Raw genomic sequence first — 18,813 nt, forward strand, 5'->3', positions numbered from 1 at the left:
CCCCATGAACAAGTTGATTTCAGTTTCTGCCCTGTCGGTACTCAGCCTCGCCCTGGTGGCCTGTGCTTCCAAACCCAACCCGAACCTGGACCAGGCCCATAGCAACTACTCGGCCCTGACTGCCCAGCCGCAAGCGCAAACCCTGGCGCCGCTGGAAACCAAGGAAGCGGCCGATATGATCGCCCGTGCCGATATCGCCTATGCCGACGGCAAGCCGCAGTCCCAGGTCGACCAATTGGCCTATATCAGCAACCAGCGCGTGGAAGTGGCACGTCAGACCATGCTTCAGAAGCAGGCTGAACAAAGCCTGGCCAACGCCCCGGCACAGCGCACGCAAGCGCAACTGGATGCCCGTAACCAGCAGGTGAGCGTGCTGCTGCAACAGCTGCAAGCCAAACAAACCCCGCGCGGCACCGTGGTCACCCTGGGCGATGTGCTGTTCCAGATCGACCGCGCCGAGCTGACGCCAAACGGCCTGCGCAATGTGCAGGAACTGGGTAACTACCTGCAGCAGAACCCCAACAGCCAAGTGGTAGTGGAAGGGTTTACCGACAACACCGGCACCACCGACCATAACCTGCGCCTGTCGCAAGCCCGTGCCGACTCGGTGCGTAGCGCGCTGGTAGGCATGGGGGTTTCGCCAACCCGCATTACCACCCATGGCTTCGGTAAGGACTACCCGGTAGCGAGCAATGCCTCGCCCGATTCGCGCACGTTGAATCGTCGCGTTGAGGTGACCATCGCTAATGGCCCTGCACCTGTAGCTCCTCGCGTGTTGTAAGTCGCCGGTAAAATCGCCTGGTGCGCGAAGCACACCCTACGAGATCAACAGCGCTTTGGTAGGGTGTGCTCCGCGCACCAGCGATCTCGACCTAATGCCGCTTGTGCACCCCCGGCACATGCAAATGCCCGGCATCGATACACGCCTCACTGGCCACCGCCGGCGGTGCAGGCTGTTCCAACTCCCGCAGAATCCCGCACGCTTCGTTATTGCCCACAACCTGGCAATGGGCGCGCAACTCACGCAGTTGCTCTTGCAACGACCGCAACTCGGTGATGCGCACTTCCACATGATGAATATGTTCGTCGATCAGGCGATTGGCCGCCGTGCAATCGGCCTCGGGCGCATCGCGCAGGGCCAGCAATTCGCGAATTTCCTGCTGGGTCATATCCAGCGAGCGGCAGTGACGGATAAACGCCAGACGCTCCACATGCACCTGGGTGTATTGCCGGTAATTGCCTTCAGAGCGTGCAGGCTCTGGCAGAAGCCCCTCACGCTCGTAGTAGCGAATGGTCTCCACCGGGCAGTCGGTCAGTCGCGCCAGCTCACCAATTTTCATGTCATGACTCTCGCTGCTTGACTCTGTAGTAGCTACAGGGTGTGCAATCACTGCCACAGCGTCAACCAGGAGTTATGCACATGAGTCACGACCACCATCATTGCTGCGATCACCACCACGACGCCGCGCCGCAAGTGGCAGCTGCCCTATCGGTAAGCGGCGTCACCGGTGAGCTGCGCTGGAGCAGCCTGCGCATCGATGCCATGGACTGCCCCACCGAAGAACGTCTGCTACGCGATGCCCTGGGCAAGGTTAAGGAAGTGGAGGCGCTGGAATTCAACCTGATCCAGCGGGTGCTGCGCGTGCAGCACCGCTTTGCCGAATTACAGCCGCTGCAACAGCTGATCGCCACCCTGGGCATGCAAGCCGAGCCTGTGGATAACGGCGCCCCGGCCCCTGCCGCCGAACACAAACCCTGGTGGCCGTTGGCACTGGCCGGTGCAGCTGCGCTGGTGGCCGAAGTGCTGGAATGGACTGAAGCCGGCCCGACCTGGTTGATTGCCTTGTTTGCCCTGGCCGCGATCGCCGGCGCCGGTTTGCCCACGTACCGCAAGGGCCTGATTGCCCTGAAAAACCGCAACCTGAACATCAACGCGCTGATGAGCATTGCCGTGACCGGCGCCGTGCTGATCGGTCAGTGGCCGGAAGCGGCGATGGTCAGCGTGCTGTTTGCCATTGCCGAGCTGATCGAAGCCAAGTCGCTGGACCGCGCTCGCCGTGCCATTCGTGGCCTGCTCGATCTCACGCCGGCGCAGGCCACCGTGCAGGTAAACGGCCAGTGGCAGGAAATGAAGGTGGCCGACGTCGCGTTGGGCAGCCGCGTGCGGGTTCGCCCCGGCGAGCGCATTGCGCTGGATGGCCAGGTGGTCAACGGCCGCTCCAGCGTCAACCAGGCGCCCATCACCGGCGAAAGCCTGCCGGTGGAAAAGGCCCCAGACGACGTGTTGTTTGCCGGCAGCATCAACGGCGAAGGCGAGCTGGAATACAGCACCACGCGAGCCGCCGACGACAGCACCCTGGCGCGCATCATCCACGCCGTGGAAGAAGCGCAAAGCTCGAAAGCGCCGACCCAACGCTTTGTCGACCGTTTTTCACGTATCTATACGCCAAGCGTATTTGCCATTGCCGTGCTGACGGCCGTGGTACCGCCTCTGATCGTCGGCGGCCACTGGCTGGACTGGATCTATAAAGCCCTGGTGCTGCTGGTGATCGCCTGCCCCTGTGCGCTGGTGATTTCCACGCCGGTAACCCTGGTGAGCGGCCTGGCTGCGGCCGCACGCCTGGGCATTCTGGTGAAGGGTGGCGTATTTCTGGAGATGGGCCGGCAACTGGCCTGGGTGGCGCTGGATAAAACCGGCACCCTCACCCACGGCCGGCCGCAGCAGACCGATGTGGTGCTGCTCGGCGACCAGCCCAATGCACGTGCCCTGGCGGCCAGCCTGGCGACGCGCTCCGATCACCCGGTATCGCAGGCCCTGGCCCGTGCGGCTGGCGAGGAACAGATCGCCCTGCTGGAGGTGCAAGACCTGATCGCCCTCCCCGGCCGTGGCGTCAAAGGCGTGATCGACGGCACGCCCTACCACCTGGGCAACCATCGTCTGGTGGAAGAACTGGGACTGTGCTCGACCGAATTGGAAGGCCACCTCGACACGCTGGAGCGCCAAGGCAAAACCGCCATCGTCCTGCTCGATGGCAACGGCCCGCTGGCACTGTTTGCCGTCGCCGATGCGGTGCGCGACACCAGCCGCGAGGCCATCGCCGAGTTGCACGAGCTGGGGGTGAAAACCCTGATGCTTACCGGCGACAACCCACACACCGCCGCGGCGATTGCCAAGCAGGTTGGCATTGATGAGGCGCAGGGCAATTTATTGCCCGAAGACAAACTGGCGCAGATTCAACAGCGGCAGGTGAATGGGCAACGGGTCGGCATGGTCGGCGACGGCATTAACGACGCTCCGGCCCTGGCCCGGGCCGATATCGGCTTTGCCATGGGCGCGGCCGGCACCGACACCGCGATTGAAACGGCGGGCGTGGCACTGATGGATGACGACCTGCGCAAGCTGCCCGTATTTATTCGTCTGTCACGCCGCACCCACAACGTGCTGATGCAGAACATCGCGCTGGCATTGGGCATCAAGGTGGTGTTTCTCGGCCTGACCCTGGCGGGCATGGGCAGCCTGTGGATGGCGGTGTTCGCGGATATGGGGGCGAGTTTGTTGGTGGTGTTTAACGGGTTGCGGTTGTTGAGAGTCAAGACTGCGTAATGGCTGGCCCTTACCCCTAGCCCCTAGCCCCTCTCCCGCACGCGGGAGAGGGGAACCAGATCGAACTCGGTCAGCCCCCTCTGCCCGCTCGCGGGAGAGGGCTGGGGAGAGGGTCTTAAAGCTTCACTCAATCTTCTGCGGCGTCTCCTGCCCCATGCAGCGTACCGCGCGTTTCTTGTTGTCCACCAACACACCGGTCAGGCCTTTCTGCTCGGTATCGAACAACACCACGATACCATCCACACACTGCGCCACTTGCGCCGCGGGCTCCAGCGACACTTTGTAGTCTTCACCCGGCACGGTCTTGAGCATGGTGAAGTCCGACAGCAGCAACGCATCTTCGGGCTTGGCAATATGCAGGTAACCGTAGAACCAGAGCGCGGCCACGGTGCCCATGATGGAAAGCACGCCAGTGATGATCAGGGGTCTTGCGTCGCGTTGTTCGCTCATTGCGCTGTCTCTGTTTTCGAATCGGATTGGGGGCTATTGGGCACTTCAGCCAAACGACGCAGCCCGGTAAAACCTTGGGGGTCGCTCATAAACAGCACCATCACTTGCCGCCACACCGGGTCGGCGAAGGTTTGCACATGGCCGCCACGCGTGGGCTGGAACACCCGCGGCGGGCGCGCAGCTTGATACAAGCTCACGCCGTTGGAAAGGGGCACGACCGTATCGTCAATGCTGTGGTAGATCAACAGCGGCAGCTGCGGCAAATTGCCAATGCTGGTGATCGCACTGTCGCCGTCCGGCACCAGCCAGGACAGCGGCACCTGCAGCGGCCAAGTCAGCCACGAGTTGCTCAGGGTGAGCTGGGCCACATCGCGGTAACTGGCCGGCACCCCGTCGAGCACCATGGCCGCAAGGCGGCTGGCCTGCTGCGGGTGCTCGCTTAAATAGTGCACGGCCAATGCGCCGCCAATGCTTTGCCCTAACACATAGAGCGGTTGGCCCTGGGTCTGGGGCGCGGTTTTTAGCCAAGCGAACGCGGCGTCGATGTCTTGATAGACGCCGGGCAAATCCGGGCTGCCTTCAGAGGTGCCGTAGCCGCGATAGTCGAGCAACAGCACCTGGTACCCCTGCTCCGGTAACCAGTAGCTGCCGCCCAGGTGGGTGGCGACATTGCCGCCGTTGCCATGCAGGTGCAGCACGGTGCCCTTGAGCGCCACGCCTTCTTTGGCCGGCAGCCACCAGGCATGCAGGCGCGTGCCGTCAGCGGCGGTCAGGGTGATATCGCGGTATTGCAGCTTGGCCACTGTGGGGGTGAATGGCACTTGCTTGAGGGGGAAGAACAACAGGTTGCTGCAGCCGGTCAGGCCGATCAGCAGTGCGGCCAGAAGCACACGGCGCATCAGGCGCACCCGGTGGCAGGCATTTCACATCCAAGTTTGGGGCTGGGCATAGGGGCTCCGTCCTGTGGCGTACGGCTGGAGATTCTGGATCCCAGCCTTCGCTGGGATGAGGGTGTTTTGCCAACCGCCACCGTCGTCCCAGCGCAGGCTGGGACCCAGGCTATCGAAGGAAACGGTGATTCGTGTCCAATCACCCGCCTACAAAATATTCGCGTAATCCGCCTCGATGCGGTCCAGGCTCAAATGGTTGAGGAAGTTGGAAAAGCACATCCACGCCGACAAGGCATTCAAGTCACGGAATTGCGGCGGCAAGTACTTGGGCGGCACCACCAGGCCTTCGTCCACCAATTGGCGCAACGTGCGCATGTCTTCCAGGGTGGCCTTGCCGCAGAACAGCAGCGGAATGGCTTCGAGCTTGCCTTTGCGCACGGCCAGCTGAATGTAGTTGTAGATCAGGATAAAGCCCTTGAGGTACGACAGGTCCTTGGTAAACGGCAGGCCGTCCGGCGTCGAGCCACGGAAGCTGCGGCTGGCATTGGCGTAGCTTTGCTCCATATCGAAGCCTTGCTCGCGGAAGAAGTCGAACACCTGGAGAAAGTCGGCGCCCTCTTCGGCCATGTGAATGGCGCGGGTACGGTTGGTGAGTTTGCGCAGGCGGCTGGGGTAGGAGGCGAAAGCGATCACTTCCATCAGAATCGCCAGGCCTTCCTGGGTAATGGTCGACGAGGGCGGGCCCTTGGCCAGAAAGGTGCAGATCGGCTGATTGAGGCCGTTCAGGGTGGTGCCCACATGCACCAGGCCTTCGTGCACTTCCAGGGCGCGCACGTCGCGCTCGTTGAACATGGCGTCGGAACGAATCTTGATGTAGTCGGCGCCGGCGGCCGCGTCGGCCAGAATGCCGTCCGACTCGAACACGCGGATGGTGCTCTGCGCTTCACCGAACACGGTGTTGAGGCGGCCTTGCAGTATGGCCACCGCGTCCTTGGCGGTCAGGGTTTTCGGTTCGTCCTTGAGGTCGCCCCGGTCATCGATCTTGTTCAGGTAATCGGAGAACATCAGGCCAAGGTCGGCCAGGGTGGGGTCGCCGGCATGAAAGGCATCGGAGGCCGAGCCATACAGCTCCTGCGAGATCAGGCCAAAGTCCGACGTGCCGCGCGCTTCGAGCATGCGGATAACCATGCGGTATTCCTTGCACATGCGCCGCATGATCTGCCCGACGGGGTTGAACTGGCCGAGCTGGCGAGTGATATCGCGCTCGATATTCTGGAATTCCAGCTTCTTGGCGCCAGAGTCGAAACCCAGCGGGCGGCCGGCGTAGTAATCGCGACCTACCTGGGGCAGCTCCTTGCCTTTGCCTTTGAGGAAGGCCTTGCGCACGTTGTCGTCCCACTTGACGGCGTCCAGCACGCGGATCGGCGTTTGCGCTTCTACCAGGCGGTCCGACAAGGCGCGAATGACCAGTTGGTAGTCGTCAAGTTGGAGTTGGCTGTTCATCGGTCCCTCGCCTTTAAAATCAACAACATCGCGGCTGAAGCCGCTCCTACAAGACTGCACAACCTGTAAGAGCGGCTTCAGCCGCGATGCTTTTTTTTATGCGCTACTCGCCGGTACGCTGATACCGCGCCACCTCGATAAATACATCCGAATTGGCCTGATCGTCCAGATACGCAAACACTTTCTCTAACGGGCTGGTGATCAGCACACCATCGCCCTCGGGCGTTTGCACCACATCACCCTGCAAGCCGCCTACTTCCAGCTCCTGGGTAACGCGGTCGATATCCAGGTTATAGAGCAGCAGCTCGTTGTCCTTGGTCAGCTCGAAACCACCGATGGCAAAGTTGGCCCCCAGGCTTTTGGGCAGGCCCGCCGACAGGTACCAGCGGCTGCCGTGGTGCGACACGGTAAAGCTGTACTCTTCGACGCTTTTGAGGTTATCGGGAGTGTTCACGTAGGTCCGCGCCTTATAGACGTTGGGGCCCGAACGACTGACATCCAGATAGAGCGTGTCGCCAAACTCGTTCTTGCGCGTCCACTCGCCAAGCAGCGGCATGGGCGCCGGCTCGTTGGCCGGAATAGGATCTTTGAACGTCACCAGGCAACCGCCCAGCAGCAGAAACGACAACGCAACCAATACACGCCAGAGGTTCATCGCGCCCTCCCCGCTTGCTCGCCCGGCAGCCGCGCTGCCTTTACCGTCACATTTACACAGCCTGTCGTCACCGACTCTCTCCCCTGATGAGTACCTGACTAAAACGGCCCACGTTAGCTATCGATTGTGACAAATGTTACGAGCAAGGATTCAGCGCAGGTTGTGACCATGCCCGCTTATTGTTGCAGACGCCCCATATGTGCCGGGTCGTACTGACGAACCACATCGGTACGTTCGTTATAGAACACGTGGTTGGCAGGGACGCTTTTGGTAACCAGTGAACCTGCGCCAATTACCACGTTGTCGCCGATTTCGATGTCATCGCCAATGATGCAGCTATGGGCGCTCAGCCGAACCCCGTCACCCAGCACAATACGCACCTGCTCGGAGGCGCCTTTGATACCGATAGAGGTGTTTTGCCACACACGAAAATCGCGGCCGATGCGCGCGTGCGAGGTAATCACGATACCGGTGGGATGATTGATGCGCAGGCCGATACCAATCTGAGCGCCAAGCATGATTTCCACACCAAAACGGCGGCTGGTTTTCTCGTTCAGCAACTTGGCGCGGCGGCGCCAGAAGCTGTTGCCGTGCTCGTTCATGGCGTAGGCCAGGCGGAACCAGAACAGATAGAGGTCGCGGTTATTGCGTTTGCACTTCTGCCGCAGCCGCGTCCACGTGAACGGCTTTTGCGGGCCGCCGAGAATTTCGGCCTGCCAGTAGATTTTTGCCTCGCGAAGAATCTTACCCAGCACGCTGCTCACCCCGTTGCGTTGCCATATACCGCGCGTGGATCAGAAGCCCCAGCGGCAGCCAGAACACCAGCCAATACACACCCGGACGATTCAGTACGGTGTGGTAATTCACCAGGGCGGTAATCACGGCGAACAGCATCAGCACACCACCAAGACTGCCCAGCGGCTGCTCGCGCACCGAGCGGTCCATGCCACGTATCCAGGCCACGCCGATCAATACCACCAGCAACAGCATGCCAATCAGGCCGTATTCATAACCGGTCTGCAGAAACAGATTGTGCGCTTGATTGAAGCAGGTGGTTTGCGCCACACACACATCAAAGTCGTTACCGGCCCCGGCGCCGGCCAACCAGAATTCGCCGAGGCGCTCGTACCAGGCCGACCATATCTGGTCGCGCAAGCTAATGCCCCGTCCGCTTTGGGCCAGCACCACCTTGACGTAAAACGTGGCAGCGGCGAGCACCAGCACCGACGCCGCCAGTACCCCAGCCCGCACACGCCCGTGAAGGTGCAAGATCACGCTGGCAAAGAACGCCGCCAGCACGCCCGCCCATACCCCGCGCGATCCGGTACTAAGGATGTACAACCCCAACGCAGCCACACACAGCGCCCACACCGCTCGCTGCCAGACGGCCATCGGTTTGCTCACCACCTGATGCACACCAAACACCGCGAATACGCCGAAGTACAGCGCCGAGACAATGGCGTTACCAAAGTCGGCATAGCCCTCATAGCCCAGGCTATCCAGACGAAAACCGGCGAAAAACAACGCCTTGTGCAGCACTACGCCCTGGTAGAGCAAGCTGGCGGCGGCGACGGCACTGGCGAGAAAAAACGCCCAGCACAGCAAACGCTCCAGCTTGTTTTCCAACGCAAGAATCAACACCGCCGAGACGTACACCAGCACGTACAGCGCGGTTTTCAGCTGAGCTTTGAGCGAGTGTTCCGAGTGGCTATTGAGGCAGACGACCAACAAGGTGAACAGCAAGAACACCCCCACGAACAGCAGTTCGCGGTTGAACAGACGCGCCCGGTAAGCCGGCACAGAAAGCGTCAGCACCAAGGCGGGGAGAAAAAACGTGAGGTTGAGCAGCGCGGTCAACCGGCTTCCGTCGTTGATGAACAGAATGCCGATCAGGTCGACCAGCATGCCCAGTGAAAGTACCAATAGGCCAACGTCCTTGGCCAAGCGTTTGAGCGCCATGCATACATCCAATGAAGAAGTCTGAAACGGGAGGGCTGCAACTGCATGTTGCCAAGTGTTACGTGCCGAACATTTTGGCGCCATTTAACGGCTCAGTCATTGAAAACATCGCCACCAGCTTGCGCGAAAACGACAGCCCGACCGAAAAGCGACCTACAAACCCAGCACCAGATACATATAACGCTTGAGCAAGGCCAGCATATCGGCACCGTCCAGGTGCTCAGCGCCATCAATCAAGCCCTGATACTCCATGCGCTCAACGATGCCGGTGAGCACCTTGGCATCCTGCTCAGGCTGTTTGGAACCCAACACTTCGAAGAAGTGCGTCGCACCCTGCTGCAGAATCTGCCGGTGCGAGCGCACCAGATCATGCAGGCGGGGGTTAAGCAGTGCTTCCTGCTGAAAGGCACGCTCGGCGAGCAAGTGCGCCGGACGCTCCTGCACTTGCTGGCGCACGTACTCAACGGCCATGGCAGCGATATAGTCGGCCAGCGCACGGCGGGATTCGGCGCTGCCATCGAGTTTGTCTACCCGGGCGCGCAGCAGGCCTTCAGTACCTTCCCAGAACGCAGCCATATCGGCGGCGCTACGTTCGACGAAGAGCGCGAACGTATCGGTTATCAGGTCGTTGATGTCTTTGAAGTAATACGTGGTGGCTGACAATGGCACTTCGGCCTCGGCAGCCACAGCGCGGTGGCGCACGGCGCGCACGCCTTCGCGCACGATAATGCGCATGGCCGCATCAAGGATCGCCTGGCGGCGTTGTTCGCTGCCCTGGCGGCTGGCCTTGCGGCCCTGGTATTGAACACTTTCGGCAACGGCGCTGGCGACGTCAGCAGTGCTGTCTCGGGAAGGTTGGGTCACGACGGGGCTTACCTCTCGCACTCTCTATTGATAGCTGACCATGACTCTCGTGGAGTCGGCGGGACTTGGAGCCTGCCTTGGCAGAATAGATTCCACTCCACTCCAACAAATACGCGCACTGAACGGTAACAAAAAACCGCCCGAAGGCGGCTCTTTGTCTGCATCAGGCCTGTGGGCGCATATGGGGGAAAAGAATCACGTCGCGAATAGACGGCGCATCCGTCAACAACATCACTAAACGGTCGATACCAATGCCTTCACCTGCAGTTGGCGGCATGCCGTACTCCAGCGCACGAACGAAATCGGCGTCGTAGTGCATGGCTTCGTCGTCACCGGCGTCCTTGTCGGCCACCTGTGCCTGGAAGCGCTCGGCCTGGTCTTCGGCGTCGTTCAACTCGGAGTAGGCGTTGGCGATTTCACGGCCGCCGATAAACAGCTCGAAGCGGTCGGTCACGCTTGGGTCTTCGTCGTTGCGGCGGGCCAGCGGCGATACTTCGAACGGGTACTGGGTAATGAAGTGCGGCTGCTCCAGCTTGTGCTCCACCAGCTCTTCGAAAATCATCACCTGCAACTTGCCCAGGCCTTCGAAGCCCAGCACCTTGGCGCCGGCTTTCTTGGCAATGTCGCGGGCCTTGTCGATATCGGTCAGGTCGGCGGCGGTCAGGTCCGGGTTGTAGTGCAGGATCGAGTCGAACACCGACATGCGCGCAAATGGCTCGCCGAAGTGGAACACCTTGCCCTGGTAAGGCACATCGGTGGTGCCCAGCACCAGTTGCGCCAACTCACGGAACAGCTCCTCGGTGAGGTCCATGTTGTCTTCGTAGTCAGCGTAAGCCTGGTAGAACTCGAGCATGGTGAACTCGGGGTTGTGCCGGGTGGAAACGCCTTCGTTACGGAAATTGCGGTTGATCTCGAACACGCGCTCGAAACCGCCCACCACCAAACGCTTGAGGTAAAGCTCCGGCGCAATGCGCAGGTACATGCCCATGTCCAGAGCGTTGTGGTGCGTTTCGAACGGCTTGGCCGCGGCGCCGCCAGGAATGGTCTGCAGCATCGGCGTTTCAACTTCGAGGAAGTCGCGCTGCATCAGGAAGCTGCGAATGTGCGCAATCACTTGCGAACGGACGCGGAAGGTCTGGCGGGTTTCTTCGTTGACGATCAGGTCGACGTAGCGCTGACGGTAACGGGTTTCGGTATCGGTCAGGCCGTGGTGCTTGTCCGGCAGCGGGCGCAGCGACTTGGTCAGCAGGCGTACGTCGGTCATTTCCACGTACAGATCGCCCTTTCCGGAACGGGCCAGGGTGCCTTCGGCGGCAATGATGTCGCCCAGGTCCCAGGTTTTTACTTCGGCCAGTTTCTCTTCGGACAGGGTTTTGCGGTTCACGTACACCTGAATGCGCCCGCTCATGTCTTGGATAACCATGAACGCGCCACGGTTGAGCATGATGCGACCGGCAACCTTGACCGGGATGGCAGCGGCTTCCAGCTCTTCCTTGGTCTTGTCCACGTACTGCTTTTGCAAGTCAGCGCAGTAGTTGTCGCGGCGGAAGTCGTTGGGGAAGGCCTGACCCTTGCTACGTGCTGCGGCAAGCTTTTCCTTGCGCAGGGCGATCAAGGTGTTTTCTTCCTGTTGCAGCGCTTGCAGATCCGGTGTTTGGTCGCTCATGTCTTTACAGTTTCCATATACGTTGCAGTGCACGTTGCATTGCCCAATCAGGGGGGCGCGTATCGGGGCTGAACTTACAGCCCTTGCTTGAGGCTCGCGATCAGGTATTCGTCCAGGTCGCCGTCCAGCACTTTGTCGCAGTCGCTGCGCTCGATGCTGGTACGCAAATCCTTGATGCGCGAGGCATCCAGTACATAGGAGCGAATCTGGTGACCCCAGCCGATGTCAGATTTGGTCTCCTCCAGCGCCTGGGAAGCCGCGTTGCGTTTTTGCACTTCCTGCTCATACAAGCGGGCGCGCAGCATTTTCATCGCGGTGTCTTTGTTGGCGTGTTGGGAGCGTTCGTTCTGGCAGCTGACCACGGTGTTGGTCGGAACGTGAGTAATACGTACAGCCGAGTCGGTGGTGTTTACGTGCTGACCACCGGCACCGGATGAACGATAGGTGTCAATGCGCAGGTCTGCCGGGTTGATTTCGATTTCGATGTTGTCATCGATTTCCGGCGACACGAATACCGCCGAGAACGACGTATGGCGACGGTTACCGGAGTCGAACGGACTTTTACGCACAAGGCGGTGCACGCCGATTTCAGTGCGCAGCCAGCCAAAGGCGTATTCGCCCTTGATATGCACGGTGGCGCCTTTGATGCCCGCCACTTCACCGGCCGACAATTCCATGATGGTTGCCTCGAAGCCACGCTTGTCGGCCCAGCGCAGGTACATGCGCAGCAGAATGTTGGCCCAGTCCTGGGCTTCGGTGCCGCCGGAACCGGCCTGAATATCGAGGTAGGCGTTATTGGCATCCATCTCGCCGCTGAACATACGGCGGAACTCGAGTTTTTCCAGCGACTCGCGCAGGCGCTCGACCTCGGCGCAGACGTCGTCTACGGCGCCCTGGTCTTCTTCTTCGGCAGCCATTTGCAGCAGGTCACGGGCATCGCTCAGGCCGCTTTTCATCTCGTCGAGTGTTTCGACGATCAGTGCCAGGGCGGCACGTTCGCGGCCCAGGTTCTGGGCGTATTCAGGGTTGTTCCACACGGCTGGGTCTTCCAGCTCGCGGTTGACCTCAGTCAGACGATCACTCTTGTGATCGTAGTCAAAGATACCCCCGAATGGTCTCGGAGCGTTCGGAGAGGTCCTTGATGCTGTTAAGGATCGGGTTGATTTCCATGGTGGGCAGCACTCGCAGGCTTGAACTTTCGAAAAGCCGGCGAGTATACCCCAGTCGCTGCAAGGGTTGCAGCCGGTAATCGGGGCATAAACGCAAGAGCCAGCTTGCTGGCGAACCCTGAAAACACCGATGTTTACAGCGTTCGCCAGCAAGCTGGCTCCTACAAGAGATATCAGAGCGCCTGGCGCACCTGGCTCTCCAACTCCACCTTCAGCGACGGCTCGATCTTCAACTGCTTGGCCAGCTCATCCAGATAAGCGCGCTCCATAAAGTGCTCCTCATCCACCATGAGCACGCTGGCCACATACATTTCGGCCGCCATCTCCGGTGTACTGGCAGCGCGGGCCACGTCGGCGGGGTCCAGCGGTTTGTTCAGTTCCAGATCCAGCCAGCGGTTGAGCTCGGCATCATTACTCAGCTTCACGAACTCGCCTTCAATAAGTTGCCGCTCGCGGGCATCGACATGGCCGTCGGCCTTGGCGGCCGCCACCAGGGCTTTGAGAATGGCCTGACTGTGTAGCTCGGCCTGGGCCGGCGGAAGACGATCAAGGGTTTGCGGTTCGGGGGCGGCGCCGGCCGACTGATTGGCCTGCCAGTTACCGTAAGCTTTGTAGGCAATCACGCCCAACGCAGCGAGGCCACCGTAAGTCAGGGCTTTGCCGCCCAGCTTGCGGGCGCTTTTGTTGCCCAGCAGCAGGCCCATGGCCCCGGCCGCCAACGCACCACCGCCGGCCCCACTGAGCAGGCTGCCAAGGTTGGCGCCATCCAGCAGCCCGCCGGCTTTGCCCGGCTTGGCGCCGGTAGCCTTGTTTTGCAGCAGGTCCTGGCCGGATTTCAACAACTGATCGAGCAAGCCACGGGTGTTCATACAGCCTCCAATCGTCAAATAAACCGATCGGCAGACTAGAGGCAAATGCAGGAAAAGCCTTACGCGAGAGTGTTTGCAGATGTTGCTTTTCGGCCGACGTCTCCAGTAATCGAGGCGTCAGCCTCGATTGATCCTAAGGGCGATCACAACATCCCCACCTGATTACGCCCCGCATTCTTGGCCTGATACAGCGCCCGGTCAGCCGTCTGAATCAGCGACCGATGCTCTTCACCCTGCTGCGGCAACATGGTCGCCAGGCCAACGCTGACGGTCAGCACCGAGCCTTCCTTGGGTGAGGTATGGGGAATATGCATCGCCTCCACCGAGCGGCGGATTTTTTCCGCCACCAGCCGCGCACCACCGGACGAGGTACTGGGCAACACCATCGCGAATTCCTCGCCACCGTAGCGCGCCGGCAGGTCGGACGGGCGGCTGCAACCGCCACGAATGGCATCGGCCACTTGGTGCAGCACTTCGTCGCCCTTGAGATGACCGAAGCTGTCGTTGTAGGCCTTGAAGTAGTCCACATCGATCATCAGCAGCGACAGCTGGCTTTGCTCGCGCATGGCCCGACGCCATTCCATTTCCAGGTATTCGTCGAAATGCCGACGGTTGGACAGGCCGGTCAGGCCGTCCGAATTCATCAGGCGCTGCAGCACCAGGTTGGTTTCCATCAGTTGCTGCTGGCTCTCGCGCAGGGCGCGGTGGGCCTCGTCGCGCTGCAGTTGCATCTGGAACGAGCGCGAGTGGTAGCGAATACGCGCAATCAGCTCAATGGGTTCGGGCAGTTTCACCAGGTAGTCGTTGGCGCCGGCGCCGAAGGCCGAGCTTTTGACCATGCCGTCGTCTTTGGTCGACAGCACGATAATCGGGATATCCGCTGTCACCGGGTTGGCGCGGTACGCACGCACCAGCGACAGGCCGTCTACGCCCGGCATCACCAGGTCCTGAATGATCACCGTGGGCTTGATGGCAATAGCCTGGGCCACCGCCTGATGCGGGTCCGAGCAGAAGTGGTAGCCAATGTTCGGCTCGTTCGCCAGGGCACGGCGGATGGCCTCACCAATCATGGCCTGGTCGTCCACCAACAACACCATTACGGCGTTTTCGTCATTAATCACTACGGCGTTACCCCGACTACACATTGTTGTTCTGTCGCCAATTCGTAGGGCGAATGCCGCGCCAGCGGTATCCGCCGAATCACGGTCTCAACAGCTGACATTCGCCCTACTGCCATCGTCGGCACAGCGTTGGCGCGATGGCGTCCAACGCACAAATTTCTACAGCGGCATCAATGGCGGCGGCAGCCTTGGGCATGCCGTATACCGCCGAGCTTTGCTGGTCCTGAGCGATGGTATGAAACCCGCGCTCACGCATCATTTTCAAGCCGTTGGCACCGTCGCGGCCCATGCCGGTCAACAGCACGCCCATGGCCTCGCCTTGCCAATACTGCGCGACGCTTTCAAAAAACACATCAATCGAGGGCCGGTAAATATGCGCGCTGGGCTCCACGGTGTAACTCAGGGTGCCATCTCTGAGCAACCTCAGGTGGTTATTGGTGCCGGCCAGCAACACGCTGCCTACCTGCGGCGGCTCGCCGTCCACGGCCAGGCGTACTGGCATGTTCGACGCATCGCACAGCCAGTCGGCCATGCCGGCGGCAAACACCTGATCTACGTGTTGCACCAGCACCACCGCCGCCGGGAAATCGGCCGGCAGCGCCTTGAGCAATATTTCCAGCGCCGCCGGCCCGCCCGCCGACGCGCCAATGGCCAGCAACGCCTTGCGCTGTTGGGTGGCACCTGTGCCCTGGGCCGTGGCCGTCGGTTTTTTTTCCTGCTGGCCCAATAGCCAGCCAATATTCTGGATCTTGCGCAGCAACGGCGCCGCCGCCTCTCGCGGGTCGCCCACGCCGAGTGCCGGAGTGTCCACCACGTCCACCGCGCCGTGGCCCATGGCCTCGAACACGCGGTTGACGCTCTGCTGCGAATTCACCGTCACCACCACAATCGCGCACGGCGTTCTGGCCATGATCTGCCGGGTGGCTTCAACGCCGTCCATCACCGGCATGATCAGATCCATCAGCACCACATCCGGGCGATGTTCCGCACACTTGGCCACCGCCTCGGCGCCATCGCCGGCCACCCAGATCACCTGATGCGCCGGCTCCAGCGCCAGCGCCCGGCGCAGCGCCTCTACCGCCAGGGGCATATCGTTGACGATGGCGATCTTCACCTACGGCTCCCCAATCAGATCGACGACCGCATCCAGCAGCGCTTCGTCATGGAAACTGGCCTTGGCCAGGTAATAATCCGCACCGGCATCCAGGCCTCGGCGCCGGTCTTCTTCTCGGTCTTTGTACGACACCACCATGATTGGCAACGACTGCAAACGGTTGTCGCGGCGGATAAGGGTGACCAGCTCGATGCCGTCCATACGCGGCATATCGATATCGCTCACCAGCAAATCGAAGTGCTCGGAGCGCAGCGCGTTCCAGCCGTCCATGCCATCCACCGCCACCGCCACGTCGTAGCCGCGTTGCAGCAGCAACTTGCGCTCCAACTCGCGCACGGTGAGCGAGTCGTCCACCACCAGAATGCGCTTGCGCGCCACCGCGCCGGCTTGCCGGCCACGGTCGATGCGTTCCAGGCGACCCGTGCTGAGCAGTTTCTCCACCGAACGCAGCATGTCTTCCACATCCAGAATCAGCACCGGCGTGCCGTCGTCCAGCAAGGCGCCGGCAGAAATGTCCTGCACCTTGCCCAGCCGCGCATCGATGGGCAGCACCACCAATGTACGCTCGCCGATAAACCGCTCCACCGCCACGCCATACACCGCGTCGCGCTCACGAATCACCACCACGCGGATATCGCCCGCCGTCGGCTCGCCCTCGGGCCGCTGCAACAACTGATGCGCCGCCACCAGGCCCACATGCCGGCCCTCGTGCCAGAAATGCTGGCGCCCTTCTAGCTGCACGATATCGGCCGGTGCCAGTTCCAACATGCGTTCAATCTGCGCCAGGGGAAAGGCATAGGCCTCGCCACCAATCATCACCACCAGGCTGCGCACCACCGACAGGGTCAGCGGCACTTCCAGGTGGAAGGTAGCGCCTTGGCCCGGCACCTGACGCAGCTCGATTACCCCGCGCAGTTGGCGGACCATGTGCTGCACCACGTCCAGGCCAACGCCACGGCCCGACACCTCGGTGACCGTATCGCGCATGCTGAAACCGGGCAGGAACAGAAAGCTCAGCAGCTCTTGCTCGCTCATTTGCGCAATGGTTTCAGGCGTGGATAACTGTCGCTGGGCGATGGCCCGGCGCAGGCGGTCCAGGTCGATACCGGCGCCGTCGTCACTCAATTCCAGCACCAGCAAACCGGCCTGATGGCGAGCCTTTATGCGGATTACGCCTTCAGTCGCCTTACCCGCAAGTGCGCGCACATCGGCGCTTTCGATGCCATGGTCGACGGCGTTGCGCAGCAGGTGCACCAGCGGCGCCTCGAGCTTTTCCAGCACCTCGCGGTCGACCTGGGTTTTATGGCCCTCAACTTCCAGCCGTACCTGTTTGCCGAGGGAGCGGCCGAGGTCGCGGATCATCCGTTCCTGGCCGCGCAATACATCGTTGAACGGCCGCAGGCGGCAAGCCAGCGCAGTGTCGTACAGCAACTGCGCGCGCTGCTCGGATTGCCAGCTGAATTCATCGAGGTCGCTGGCCTGCTGGGTCAGCAGTTGCTGGCACTCGTCCACCAGGCGCCGGGCCTCGCTGAGCAGCTCCAGGGTTTGCGGGTCGGTGTTGGCGTCGTTCAGCGCGTCCTGTACGCCGTTGAGGGTGCGGCTGGCACCGGTCTGCAAGCGTTTCATGCGCTGCATCGAGGTGAGGAACGGCTTGAGCCGCTGCGACTCCACCAGCGATTTACTCGACAAGTCCAGCAAGCGGTTCAGGCGCTCGGCGGTTACCCGCAGCACGCGCTCACCGCCAGCATCGGCCACCGGCGCGTCTTCCACCGTAACGGCTGGCGGCTCGGCAGCAATGGGCGGCAGCGTGTGCTCGGTGGGCAGCGTGAATTGCGGTTCGGGCGCGACCAGGCGGCTTTCCTGCATGGCCATAAAACCGCCACGGTTCATGATGTCCATCTGCTCGACAAACCTGGCCACGTCCGCTGGCGTAACCCCCGAGTCGGGCTTGGCCACGCGCAGCAACAAATCGGTGCCTTTGAGCAGCGCATCGATATGGTCCGGCGTCAGACGCAGCTGGCCGTTCTGCGCGCTGACCAGGCAATCTTCCATCACATGGGCGATGCCCACGCCGGCATCCACACCCACAATCCGCGCCGCGCCTTTTAGCGAGTGCGCCGCGCGCATGCAGGCTTCCAGTTGATCGGCCTGGGTAGGGTTGCGCTCCAGCGCCAGCAAGCCTTCGTTCAGCACCTGGGCCTGGGCCTCGGCTTCGAGCTGAAACAGTTCCAGCATCGAGGCATCGCGCATTTGATCCGGGGTCATGTCAGGCTCCGCATCACGGCGTGCAAAAGAAGGTCTTCATCCAGCAAACGCACGCTGCGCTGTTGCCACTGCAACACGCCACGGGTGAATTTGCCGCTGGCAGCACTGCCGGCCTGGCTGGCACTGGCCGCGTCCAGCGCCTGCTCGGGGAACGCCTGAATACCCAGCACCTCATCCACCGGCGCCACCACATTGCCGCCCTGCGCGGCCAGAATAAGCAGACGCGGCACGATGCGGCCGCTGGGTTTGCCGGCGGCAGCATCCAGGCCCAACAGCTCGGTCAGCGACACGCACGGCACCAGCGCGCCGCGCACATTGGCCACTCCCAGCAAAGCCCGCGAACGTTGGTGCGGCAACGAATGAATGGGGGCCAGCGGCGACACTTCCACCAGCGTGCGCGTGGCCAGCGCCAGCCACTCATCGCCGAGGCGAAACACGATCATCGAACGGGTAACTTGCGCCTCGGTATCCTTGTCCTGGTCGTACAGGGCCACGTGTTCCTGGCTCAAGCTGTAGCGGTCGAGCAGGCGCGTGGCCGCGGCGGCGTACACCTCGCAGTTGCGGCAATGCACATGTTCGATCAGCTTCGGGCAGCTCTTGTCGCCGCGCACGCCGATGCGGTTCCAGCAGTCATCTACGGTCAGCTCGCCGCCGTGCAGGCTCAGGCTCACTTCAGTCATGGCG

17 protein-coding genes are annotated in these 18,813 nt (G+C 61.5%); 2 read left to right on the forward strand and 15 right to left on the reverse strand.

Annotated elements, in window-relative coordinates:
- Window positions 1-4: 4 nt before the first annotated feature.
- Entirely contained in the window at window positions 5-781 is a 777-nt protein-coding gene (locus PKE98_RS10605) for an OmpA family protein (RefSeq protein WP_271195263.1), read from the forward strand.
- Window positions 782-872: 91 nt separating this feature from the next.
- On the opposite strand, the gene cadR is transcribed toward PKE98_RS10605, so the two are convergent.
- On the reverse strand, window positions 873-1,340 hold the full coding sequence (gene cadR / locus PKE98_RS10610) for a Cd(II)/Pb(II)-responsive transcriptional regulator (protein WP_271195264.1): 468 nt from the start codon (window positions 1,338-1,340) through the stop codon (window positions 873-875).
- Between the two features lie 80 nt (window positions 1,341-1,420).
- Here cadR and PKE98_RS10615 point away from each other — a divergent pair, with 80 nt between their 5' ends.
- Window positions 1,421-3,604 carry a heavy metal translocating P-type ATPase gene (locus tag PKE98_RS10615; RefSeq protein ID WP_271195265.1) on the forward strand — a complete coding sequence of 728 codons (2,184 nt, stop codon included), beginning with the start codon at window positions 1,421-1,423 and terminating at the stop codon, window positions 3,602-3,604.
- 123 nt (window positions 3,605-3,727) lie between these two features.
- Here the strand turns inward: PKE98_RS10615 and PKE98_RS10620 are convergent, their stop codons facing one another.
- The 14 genes from PKE98_RS10620 to PKE98_RS10685 all read right to left on the reverse strand — a co-directional run bounded on the left by PKE98_RS10620 (window position 3,728) and on the right by PKE98_RS10685 (window position 18,809).
- Window positions 3,728-4,054 carry a PA3694 family proteiin gene (locus PKE98_RS10620; RefSeq protein ID WP_271195266.1) on the reverse strand — a complete coding sequence of 109 codons (327 nt, stop codon included), beginning with the start codon at window positions 4,052-4,054 and terminating at the stop codon, window positions 3,728-3,730.
- On the reverse strand, window positions 4,051-4,953 hold the full coding sequence (locus PKE98_RS10625) for an alpha/beta hydrolase (RefSeq protein ID WP_271195267.1): 903 nt from the start codon (window positions 4,951-4,953) through the stop codon (window positions 4,051-4,053). Before PKE98_RS10625 ends, PKE98_RS10620 begins: the two co-directional genes overlap by 4 nt.
- 198 nt (window positions 4,954-5,151) lie before the next feature.
- Window positions 5,152-6,447, reverse strand: a complete 1,296-nt coding sequence (locus tag PKE98_RS10630) for a flavohemoglobin expression-modulating QEGLA motif protein (protein ID WP_271195268.1) — start codon at window positions 6,445-6,447, stop codon at window positions 5,152-5,154.
- A gap of 103 nt (window positions 6,448-6,550) precedes the next feature.
- The gene (locus tag PKE98_RS10635) at window positions 6,551-7,102 is read right to left on the reverse strand and encodes a hypothetical protein (protein WP_271195269.1); all 552 of its coding nucleotides are present in this window, start codon (window positions 7,100-7,102) and stop codon (window positions 6,551-6,553) included.
- A gap of 176 nt (window positions 7,103-7,278) precedes the next feature.
- Window positions 7,279-7,857: a serine acetyltransferase gene (locus PKE98_RS10640; protein ID WP_271195270.1), complete on the reverse strand. Its 579-nt coding sequence runs from the start codon at window positions 7,855-7,857 to the stop codon at window positions 7,279-7,281.
- The gene (locus PKE98_RS10645) at window positions 7,847-9,061 is read right to left on the reverse strand and encodes an O-antigen ligase family protein (protein ID WP_271195271.1); all 1,215 of its coding nucleotides are present in this window, start codon (window positions 9,059-9,061) and stop codon (window positions 7,847-7,849) included. The genes PKE98_RS10640 and PKE98_RS10645 overlap by 11 nt, the downstream gene beginning before the upstream one ends.
- Before the next feature lie 153 nt (window positions 9,062-9,214).
- Complete coding sequence (locus PKE98_RS10650) at window positions 9,215-9,925, reverse strand: TetR/AcrR family transcriptional regulator (RefSeq protein ID WP_271195272.1); 711 nt, start codon at window positions 9,923-9,925, stop codon at window positions 9,215-9,217.
- A gap of 163 nt (window positions 9,926-10,088) precedes the next feature.
- On the reverse strand, window positions 10,089-11,591 hold the full coding sequence (gene lysS, locus PKE98_RS10655) for a lysine--tRNA ligase (protein WP_271195273.1): 1,503 nt from the start codon (window positions 11,589-11,591) through the stop codon (window positions 10,089-10,091).
- Window positions 11,592-11,665: 74 nt separating this feature from the next.
- Window positions 11,666-12,761 (reverse strand): peptide chain release factor 2 gene (gene prfB, locus PKE98_RS10660; protein ID WP_271195274.1). Its coding sequence is split into 2 segments (ribosomal slippage): window positions 11,666-12,688 and window positions 12,690-12,761, totalling 1,095 coding nucleotides; the frame shifts between segments, so codons are not numbered across the junction.
- Between the two features lie 172 nt (window positions 12,762-12,933).
- Window positions 12,934-13,629, reverse strand: a complete 696-nt coding sequence (locus tag PKE98_RS10665) for a tellurite resistance TerB family protein (RefSeq protein WP_271195275.1) — start codon at window positions 13,627-13,629, stop codon at window positions 12,934-12,936.
- Window positions 13,630-13,772: 143 nt separating this feature from the next.
- Window positions 13,773-14,726 (reverse strand): response regulator, encoded by a 954-nt coding sequence (locus PKE98_RS10670; RefSeq protein WP_271195524.1) that lies wholly within the window; start codon window positions 14,724-14,726, stop codon window positions 13,773-13,775.
- A gap of 130 nt (window positions 14,727-14,856) precedes the next feature.
- On the reverse strand, window positions 14,857-15,864 hold the full coding sequence (locus tag PKE98_RS10675; protein WP_271195276.1) for a chemotaxis response regulator protein-glutamate methylesterase: 1,008 nt from the start codon (window positions 15,862-15,864) through the stop codon (window positions 14,857-14,859).
- A complete protein-coding gene (locus PKE98_RS10680; protein ID WP_271195277.1) occupies window positions 15,865-18,129 on the reverse strand; it encodes a hybrid sensor histidine kinase/response regulator in 2,265 nt (754 codons plus the stop codon).
- Complete coding sequence (locus PKE98_RS10685; protein ID WP_271195278.1) at window positions 18,126-18,809, reverse strand: chemotaxis protein CheW; 684 nt, start codon at window positions 18,807-18,809, stop codon at window positions 18,126-18,128. The genes PKE98_RS10680 and PKE98_RS10685 overlap by 4 nt, the downstream gene beginning before the upstream one ends.
- Between the last annotated feature and the right edge of the window lie 4 nt (window positions 18,810-18,813).

This window comes from Pseudomonas turukhanskensis (assembly GCF_027922365.1).
Taxonomy (GTDB): domain Bacteria; phylum Pseudomonadota; class Gammaproteobacteria; order Pseudomonadales; family Pseudomonadaceae; genus Aquipseudomonas; species Aquipseudomonas turukhanskensis.